The organism is Rhodococcus sp. R1101 (assembly GCF_000278445.1).
GTDB classification, from domain to species: Bacteria; Actinomycetota; Actinomycetes; order Mycobacteriales; family Mycobacteriaceae; genus Rhodococcus; species Rhodococcus gordoniae.
The window spans coordinates 1-8,330 of record NZ_AJVB01000150.1 but is presented as its reverse complement, the minus strand read 5'-3'; the positions used below and the strand labels follow the sequence as shown (position 1 = coordinate 8,330).

Here is an 8,330-nt window from a genome sequence, read left to right as displayed (position 1 = left end):
ACGTGATCTCCGCGACGTCGGCGGTGGAGCACACGTAAGGAGGCATGGCGTAGACGAGATTGCGGAACGGACGAAGCCACACACCGGCCGCGACCGTCGCGTCGGTCGCCGCACGCATGTCCACCGGGTCGGCGAGTTCGATCACGCCGATACCCCCGAGTACCCGAACATCCGCGACCCCCGGCAGCTCGCGGGCCGGGGCGAGCCCCTCCGTCAGACCCGCGTTCAGTGCCTCCACCTCGGCGCGCCAGTCGCGGGAGAGCAGCAATTCGACCGCCGCGACCGCGACGGCGCACGCGAGCGGGTTGCCCATGAAGGTCGGGCCGTGCATCACGCCGCCGCCCTCGCCGGCGCTGATCGCTTCGGCGACGGCCCGGGTGCACAGCGTCGCGGCGAGTGTCATGTACCCGCCGGTGAGCGCCTTGCCCACGCACATCACGTCCGGGCTCACCTGCGCGTGGTCGGCCGCGAACAGTTCCCCGGTGCGTCCGAAACCGGTCGCGATCTCGTCGAAGATCAACACCAGTCCGTGCTCGTCGCACATCCTGCGTAGCTCACGCAGATAGAGCGGGTCGTGGAAGCGCATACCGCCGGCGCCCTGGACGACCGGTTCGACGACGATCGCCGCGAGCTCGTCGACGTGCTCGAGCAGGACCGCCTCGAACTGCGCGACGTAGCCGGGATCGAAATGCGCCGGTGGGGCGGGAGCGAAGATCTGCCGCGCCAGCATGTCGGTCCACAGCGCATGCATGCCGCCCTCCGGATCGCACACGCTCATCGGGGCGAAGGTGTCGCCGTGGTAGCCGCCCCGCCAGGTGAGCAGACGACGCCGTCCGGGCCTGCCGACAGCGCGCTGGTACTGCACCGCCATCTTCACGGCGACCTCGACCGCCACCGAGCCCGAATCGGCGAGGAAGACCGTGTCGAGACCCTCGGGGGTGATGTCGACGAGCAGTTCCGCGAGCCGCGCGGCGGGCTCGTGGGTGAGGCCGCCGAACATCACGTGACTCATCCGTTCGAGCTGGTCCCGGACCGCGGCGTCGAGAACCGGATGGCGATATCCGTGCACCGCCGCCCACCACGAACTCATCCCGTCGATCAGCTCGCGTCCGTCGGCGAGAACGAGCCGGGTACCGTGGGCGCGGTCGACCACGAGCGATTCGGCGGGCGCCGGAAACGCGCCGTAGGGATGCCACAGGTGCCGGCTGTCGAGGGTGCGAATCCGTTCGGGAGAGAGGGAGGAGTTGCTCACGCCCAGACTGTAGGCGGTTGGCCGCCCCCCACCGCAGCCGCGTAGTCTGCCGAGTTGCCGTGAACAACACTCACGGCAATCGTCCGGTGCACTGATCGGCGCCGGGCGGCAGTACAGCCGAACACGCATGACACCGGGGGTATCCGTCACATGTCCGTCCACACCTCGGGACGAGAACTCGAGAGTGCCGCGCGGACGGCGAGCACCCGCCCCGCGCGGCGCGCCGATCTCGACGGACTGCGCGGACTGGCGATCGCGCTCGTGGTGATCTTCCACGTCTGGTTCGGCCGCGTCTCGGGAGGGGTCGACGTCTTCCTGGCACTGTCCGGCTTCTTCTTCGTGGGCTCGCTGCTGCGGACCGCCGAGTCCCCGGCGCCGCTCGACCCGCGTCCCGTCCTGCGGAGGATCGGCAGGCGTCTGCTGCCCCCGCTCGTCCTCGTGCTCAGCGCCGTCGCCGTCGCCACGGTCGTGTTGCAGCCGTTCACACAGTGGCTCGCGGTGGCCGACCAGACCGGGGCGTCGCTGCTCTTCGTCCAGAACTGGTACCTCGCCCTCACCGCCAGTGACTATCTGGCGGCGGACCCCATGGTCAGTCCGCTCCAGCACCTGTGGTCGATCGCAGTGCAGGGCCAGTTCTACGTCGCGGCGCTCGTGGTGGTGTTCGGCTTCGCGTGGCTGCTGCGCCGGATGTCGGTGCCGGTGCGTATCCCGCTGACGGTGCTGCTCACGGCACTCACCGCATCCTCGCTGGCGTACGCGGTGCTGTCCGACCGGGCGCAGTCGTGGCTGTACTACGACAGTGCCGCCCGCGCATGGGAGTTGACCCTCGGTGGACTGCTCGTGTGCCTGTCACCGTGGCTGCGGGTTCCGCGTGTGCTGCGGATCGTGCTCGGTGGGCTCGCACTCGTCGTGCTGCTCGCGTGCGGTTTCGTCCTCGACGGCAACGCCCTGTTCCCCGGTCCGTGGGCGCTCGTGCCCGTCGGCGCGGCGATGGCACTCGTCGTGGCGGGAGTCGGCCCCGGTCCCGACCACGACACCCCGTCGGCGCGACTGCTGGCGTCCGCACCGATGGTGCGTCTGGGGGCGATCGCCTACTCGCTGTACCTGTGGCACTGGCCGCTCCTCATCGGCTACCTGATCGTGCGCGGGCACCCGTCGGCCGGTCTCGTGGGCGGACTCGGTGTGATCGTCCTGTCGCTGTTGCTCGCCGAGGCGTCGACCCGGTGGTTCGAGGAGCCCCTCCGCCGCGTCGCCCCTCCTCGGCCGTCCCGGACGGCCGTGCTCGGTCTCGTGACGGTCGCGGCCGTCGCGCTCGTCGGGGCCGGCAATCTCTGGCACACCTACGTCGACCGCTCGGCCGAGACGGTCGAGCGCACCTCGGCGTTGCCGGCGGAGCTGTATCCGGGCGCCGCCGTCTTCGATCCCGCCGTCTCTGCCGAGCCGCAGCCGGTGCAACCACCGCTACTGGTCGCCCATCGCGACCTGCCTCCTGCGACGCTCGACAACTGCATCGCCCAGCACACCAATCGCACACCGTTGACCTGCACCTACGGCGATCCGCTCGCGACGCGCCGCATGGTGCTCGCCGGCGGGTCGCATTCGGAGCACTGGCTCGCCGCGCTCGACGCGCTCGGTATCGAACACGGTTTCCGCCTCGACACCTATCTCAAGGTGGGGTGCCCGCTGTCCGATCCGCTCGCCCCGCTCGTCGAGGAGTCCCCGACGATCGAGTGCGACACGTGGTCGACCGCCGTGCTCGCGGAACTGCGCGCGGATCCACCCGACTACGTGTTCACCACCTCGACGCGCACCAAGGATCAGGGCGAAGGGCCGGGCGACTTCGTTCCGTTCTGGTACATCGACCTGTGGCAGACGCTCGCCGACTACGGCATCCCGGTGATCGCGATCCGCGACAACCCGTGGCTCTTCCGCGACGACGTCGCGTACCGGGCCGCCGACTGCCTCGCCGGGGGCGGCAACGCCGAGACGTGCGGGGTGCCCCGGGGCGAGGCGCTGGACCCGGTCGACCCGGCCGTCGCCGCGTCCGCGCACCTGCCCACCGTGTCGCTGCTCGACCTGTCCGACAGGTTCTGCCGCCCGGACCTGTGCCGGGCGGTGGAGGGCAACATCCTCGTCTACCGCGACGAGAACCACCTCACCACCACCTACGTCCGCACGCTGACGCCCGAGCTCGGCAGACAACTCGGTCCCGCCACCGGCTGGTGGTGACGCGCTCACCCGGTGTCCGGGCCGCCGGAAGACTACTGTTGGCGGGCATGGAGTCCACCGAAGCGAGTGCTACCGACGAGATGCCCGAGACGCTGGAAGTGTGGCCGGGATCCCCGTACCCCCTCGGAGCGACCTACGACGGGGCCGGCACGAATTTCGCGCTGTTCTCCGAGATCGCCGAGAAGGTCGAACTGTGCCTCATCTCACGTGAGGGGACGGAGACCCGCATCCCGCTCGAAGAGGTCGACGGATACGTCTGGCACGCATACCTTCCCACGGTCTCACCCGGTCAGCGCTACGGCTATCGCGTGCACGGCCCGTTCGACCCCGAGAACGGACACCGATGCGATCCGAGCAAACTGCTCCTCGATCCGTACGGGAAGGCATTCGACGGCTCGTTCGACGGCGATCCGTCGCTGTTCTCCTACCCGCTGCCCGGCGCCGAGTCCGCGACCGGCCCGGCCACGGACGAGGCATCGGAGGACACCGACGGCGGCACCACCGCGCCCGACGACACCGTCGAACCCGAGGCGATCGCGACGGGACGGACCTCCGACGCGGCCGCGGATCTGCCCGCACTGGATTCGCTGGGCCACACCATGACGACGGTGGTGATCAACCCGTTCTTCGACTGGGCGATGGATCGCCAGCCCCGGCGTCCCTACAACGAGACCGTCATCTACGAGGCTCATGTCAAGGGCATGACGGCGACGCACCCGGACGTCCCCGAGCACATGCGGGGCACCTACGCCGGGCTCGCGCATCCGGCGATCATCGACCATCTCCTCCACCTCGGGGTCACCGCGATCGAGCTGATGCCGGTGCACCAGTTCATGCACGACCAGGTGCTGCTCGACCAGGGCCTGCGGAACTACTGGGGGTACAACACCTTCGGGTTCTTCGCGCCGCACGCCGAGTACTCGTCGTCGAACAAGCCGAGCGCGGTGGTCGCCGAGTTCAAGGCGATGGTGCGGAGCTTCCACGAGGCCGGCATCGAGGTGATCCTCGACGTGGTCTACAACCACACCGCCGAGGGGAACCATCTCGGTCCCACCATCAGCTTCCGCGGCATCGACAACGCCGCCTACTACCGCCTCGTCGACGACGACAAGGCCTACTACATGGACTACACGGGAACGGGTAACAGCCTCAACGCCCGTCACCCGCACACCCTGCAGCTGATCATGGATTCGCTGCGCTACTGGGTCACCGAGATGCACGTCGACGGTTTCCGCTTCGACCTCGCGTCGACCCTGGCGCGCGAGCTGCACGACGTCGACCGCCTGTCGGCCTTCTTCGATCTCGTCCAGCAGGATCCGGTGGTCTCGCAGGTCAAGCTCATCGCCGAGCCGTGGGACATCGGCGAGGGTGGCTACCAGGTGGGCAATTTCCCCGGTCAGTGGACGGAATGGAACGGCAAGTACCGCGACACGGTCCGCGACTACTGGCGCGGCGAACCGGCCACCCTCGGTGAGTTCGCGTCGCGCCTGACCGGCTCGTCCGATCTGTACGAGGACACCGGCCGCCGCCCCGGCGCGTCGATCAACTTCGTCACCGCCCACGACGGTTTCACCCTCGCGGATCTGGTGTCGTACAACGAGAAGCACAACGACGCCAACGGTGAGGACAATCGCGACGGCGAGTCGCACAACCGGTCGTGGAACTGCGGGGTGGAAGGTCCCACGGACGATCCCGAGGTCCTCGCGCTGCGCGGGCGCCAGCAGCGCAACATGCTCGCGACGCTGATCCTGTCCCAGGGCACGCCGATGCTCGCCCACGGCGACGAGTTCGGTCGCACCCAGCAGGGCAACAACAACGTGTACTGCCAGGACAACGAACTGTCGTGGGTGGACTGGTCGCTCGCCGAGTCCAACGCCGAGCTGCTCGCGTTCACCCGCCATGTGATCGCGCTGCGGACCGAGCACCCGGTGTTCCGGCGTCGCAGATTCTTCGAAGGCCGGCCCATCCGCAGCGGTGATCAGTCCCGCGACATCGCGTGGCGTACCCCGGCCGGCGACGAGATGATGCCGGAGGACTGGGACAGCGGCTTCGGCAAGTCCCTCGCGGTCTTCCTCAACGGCGAAGGCATCCCCGAGCCCGATCAGCGGGGGCAGCGCGTCGTCGACGACTCGTTCCTGATGTGCTTCAACGCCCATCACGAACCGATCGAGTTCGTCACCCCCGACGGCCCGCACGCCGAGGAGTGGACGGTCGCGCTCGACACCGACGTCCCCGACGGTCTGCGGGAGGAGACGGTCGTCGCCGGTAAACCGGTGCGGGTGCAGGCGCGTTCGGTGCTGGTGCTCCGGAGAACCCGGTGACCTCGGACGTTACGGAGTCGGCAGGTGTGAGCGGCGGCGGCGCGGGGAACCCTGCGTCGGTGCTGTCCACCTACCGACTCCAGATGCGCGGCGACGAGTGCACCTTCGCCGACGCCGTCGCCGTGCTCGACTACCTCGACGCCCTCGGGGTCTCGCACGTCTACCTCTCCCCCGTCCTCAGCGCGACGATCGGGTCCACCCACGGTTACGACGTGGTCGATCCCGGCACGGTCTCCGAGTCGCTCGGGGGCCGCGAGGGGCTGGAACGGTTGTCGCGGGAGGCACGCGCGCGGGGCATGGGACTGGTCGTCGACATCGTCCCCAACCATGTCGGTGTGAGCGACCCGCGCCAGAACGCCTGGTGGTGGGACGTCCTGAAACACGGGTCCGGGTCCCGGTACGCGTCCTTCTTCGATCTCGACCTCGCCGACGACAACGGTGCGGACGGACGGATCGCCCTGCCGGTGCTCGGGTCCGACGACGACGTCCGTGACCTGACCGTCGACCGTTCCGGCGACGAACCTCTGCTCGCCTACTACGACAAGAGATTTCCCATCGCCCCCGGAACCGACGCCGGCACGGGCGAGGAGGTCCACGCGCGACAGGCCTACCGTCTCGTGGCGTGGAACTCGGGGCTGATCGGATATCGCCGCTTCTTCACCGTCGACGATCTCGCCGCCGTGCGGGTGGAGGATCCGGAGGTGTTCGACGCGACGCACGAGCAGGTCGCGTCGTGGATCGCCGACGATCTCGTCGACGGGATCCGCGTCGACCATCCGGACGGTCTCGCCGATCCGGCCGGCTATCTCGCGCGTCTGCGCGAGGTGATCGGCCCCGAGCGGTGGCTCGTGATCGAGAAGATCCTCGGCGACGCCGAGCCGTTGGACGCCACCCTGCCGGTGGACGGCACCACCGGCTACGACGCGCTCGGGGAACTGTCGGCGGTCTTCGTCGATCCGTCCGGTGAGACGGAACTGAACGCCTTGTCGCGCAGGTTCACCGGCGCAGAGGGCGACGCATCGTGGCTGCACGCACGCGAACACGACCTCAAGCGGTCGGTGCTCGGGAACGGGCTCGCACCGGAGGTACGCCGGCTCGTGCGAGCGATCCGGCGTGAGACCGGCGACACCGAATGCGACGACGCGGCGCTGCACGAGGCCGTGATCGCCGTCGCCGCACAGCTTCCCGTCTATCGTGCCGACTACGCGCCGCTCGCGACCCTGGTGCCGCGCATCGTCGGCGATCTCGCCCGTTCGCACCCCTCGCTCGGTCCCGCGCTCGCGGTGTTCGCCCGGGCGATGGCCTTCGGGGACGAATCCGCGACCCGCTTCGGCCAGGTGTGCGGGGCCGCGACCGCCAAGGCGGTCGAGGACTGCTTGTTCTACCGTGCGGCGCGGCTGATCTCGCTGCAGGAGGTGGGCGGGCAACCCGGCCGTTTCTCCGTCTCCCCGGCAGAATTCCACCTCGCGTGGACCCAGCGGGCTCGGCACTGGCCGCGGGCGATGACCACCCTGTCGACCCACGACACCAAGCGCAGCGAGGACGTCCGGGCGAGGATCGGTGTGCTCTCGCAGGTCGCCGACGAGTGGTCGCGGCGGCTCGGGTCGTGGAACGACCGTGCGCCCGCGCCGGATCCGGCGATCGGACTGTTCCTGTGGCAGACCCTGTTCGGGGTGTGGCCACTCGACGGAGTGGTGACCGCCGAACTGCGCGACCGGGTTCACGCCTACGCACAGAAGGCGCTGCGGGAGAACGGGACCCGCTCCACGTGGACCGAGGTCGACGAGGAGTTCGAGGCCGCCGTGGACGGCTGGCTGGACGCGATCTTCGACGGACCCGTCGCGGGCGAGCTGACCTCGTTCGTCGCGGAGGTCGAACCGCACGTCGCGGCCGTCTCGTGCGGCCAGAAGTTGCTGCAGCTGCTGGGTCCGGGTGTACCCGACGTCTATCAGGGCACCGAACTGTGGGACGACTCGCTCGTCGACCCGGACAATCGGCGGCCGGTGGACTTCGACGCCCGACGGCGACTGCTCGACGCCCCCGATTCGGCCCCGGCGAAGTTCACGCTCGTGCGCACGGCGCTCCGGTTGCGCCGCGAACGTCCGGAGAGCTTCGTCGGCGGGGCTTACGTGCCGATACTCGCCACCGGCCCGGCCGCCGAGCATCTTCTCGCGTTCGGCCGTGGTCCCGCATCGGACGATCTCGACGTGCTCGCGGTGTCCGCTCGCCACACCGTGGCGCTGTCGCGTTCCGGATGGAAGGACACGGCTCTTCACCTGCCGGACGGCGAGTGGTCGGATGCCCTGACCGGACGCACCTTCACCGGGCCGGTCCGGATCGTCGATCTGCTCGATCCCCTGCCGGTGGCAGCGCTCGTGCGGGTTCGGAATTCCGGATAGAGGTGCCGTTCAGGGTTCGAGGGCGTCGCGCGCGTCTTCTTCGGCCTGGCGTCGGCGGGTCCGCCGCCGGTTCCAGGCGAACCCGCCGACGGTACGAACCCGCCGACGCCGACTCGTAGATTCGCGCCC

Annotated in this window: 4 protein-coding genes; 3 read left to right on the top strand and 1 reads right to left on the bottom strand. The window is 69.4% G+C overall.

The genetic code is table 11. From position 1 onward, the window contains the following. The coding region (locus R1101_RS0111620) for an adenosylmethionine--8-amino-7-oxononanoate transaminase (RefSeq protein WP_016933602.1) at nucleotides 1-1,252 on the bottom strand (1,252 nt) is incomplete at its 3' end. Nucleotides 1,253-1,402: 150 nt separating this feature from the next. On the opposite strand from R1101_RS0111620, the gene R1101_RS0111615 reads away from it, so the two are divergent. The 3 genes from R1101_RS0111615 to treY are packed head-to-tail and all read left to right on the top strand — an operon-like array spanning nucleotide 1,403 to nucleotide 8,201. Further along, a complete protein-coding gene (locus R1101_RS0111615) occupies nucleotides 1,403-3,481 on the top strand; it encodes an acyltransferase family protein (RefSeq protein ID WP_016933601.1) in 2,079 nt (692 codons plus the stop codon). A gap of 47 nt (nucleotides 3,482-3,528) precedes the next feature. After that, entirely contained in the window at nucleotides 3,529-5,802 is a 2,274-nt protein-coding gene (gene glgX, locus R1101_RS0111610; RefSeq protein WP_016933600.1) for a glycogen debranching protein GlgX, read from the top strand. Further along, on the top strand, nucleotides 5,799-8,201 hold the full coding sequence (gene treY, locus R1101_RS0111605; protein ID WP_016933599.1) for a malto-oligosyltrehalose synthase: 2,403 nt from the start codon (nucleotides 5,799-5,801) through the stop codon (nucleotides 8,199-8,201). The genes glgX and treY overlap by 4 nt, the downstream gene beginning before the upstream one ends. Nucleotides 8,202-8,330 lie beyond the last annotated feature (129 nt).

Excerpts from the sequence above, each read along its gene's own strand:
- glgX (WP_016933600.1), top strand. The coding sequence starts at position 3,529 with ATGGAGTCCACCGAAGCGAGTGCTACCGACGAGATGCCCGAGACGCTG.
- R1101_RS0111615 (WP_016933601.1), top strand. The coding sequence starts at position 1,403 with ATGTCCGTCCACACCTCGGGACGAGAACTCGAGAGTGCCGCGCGGACG.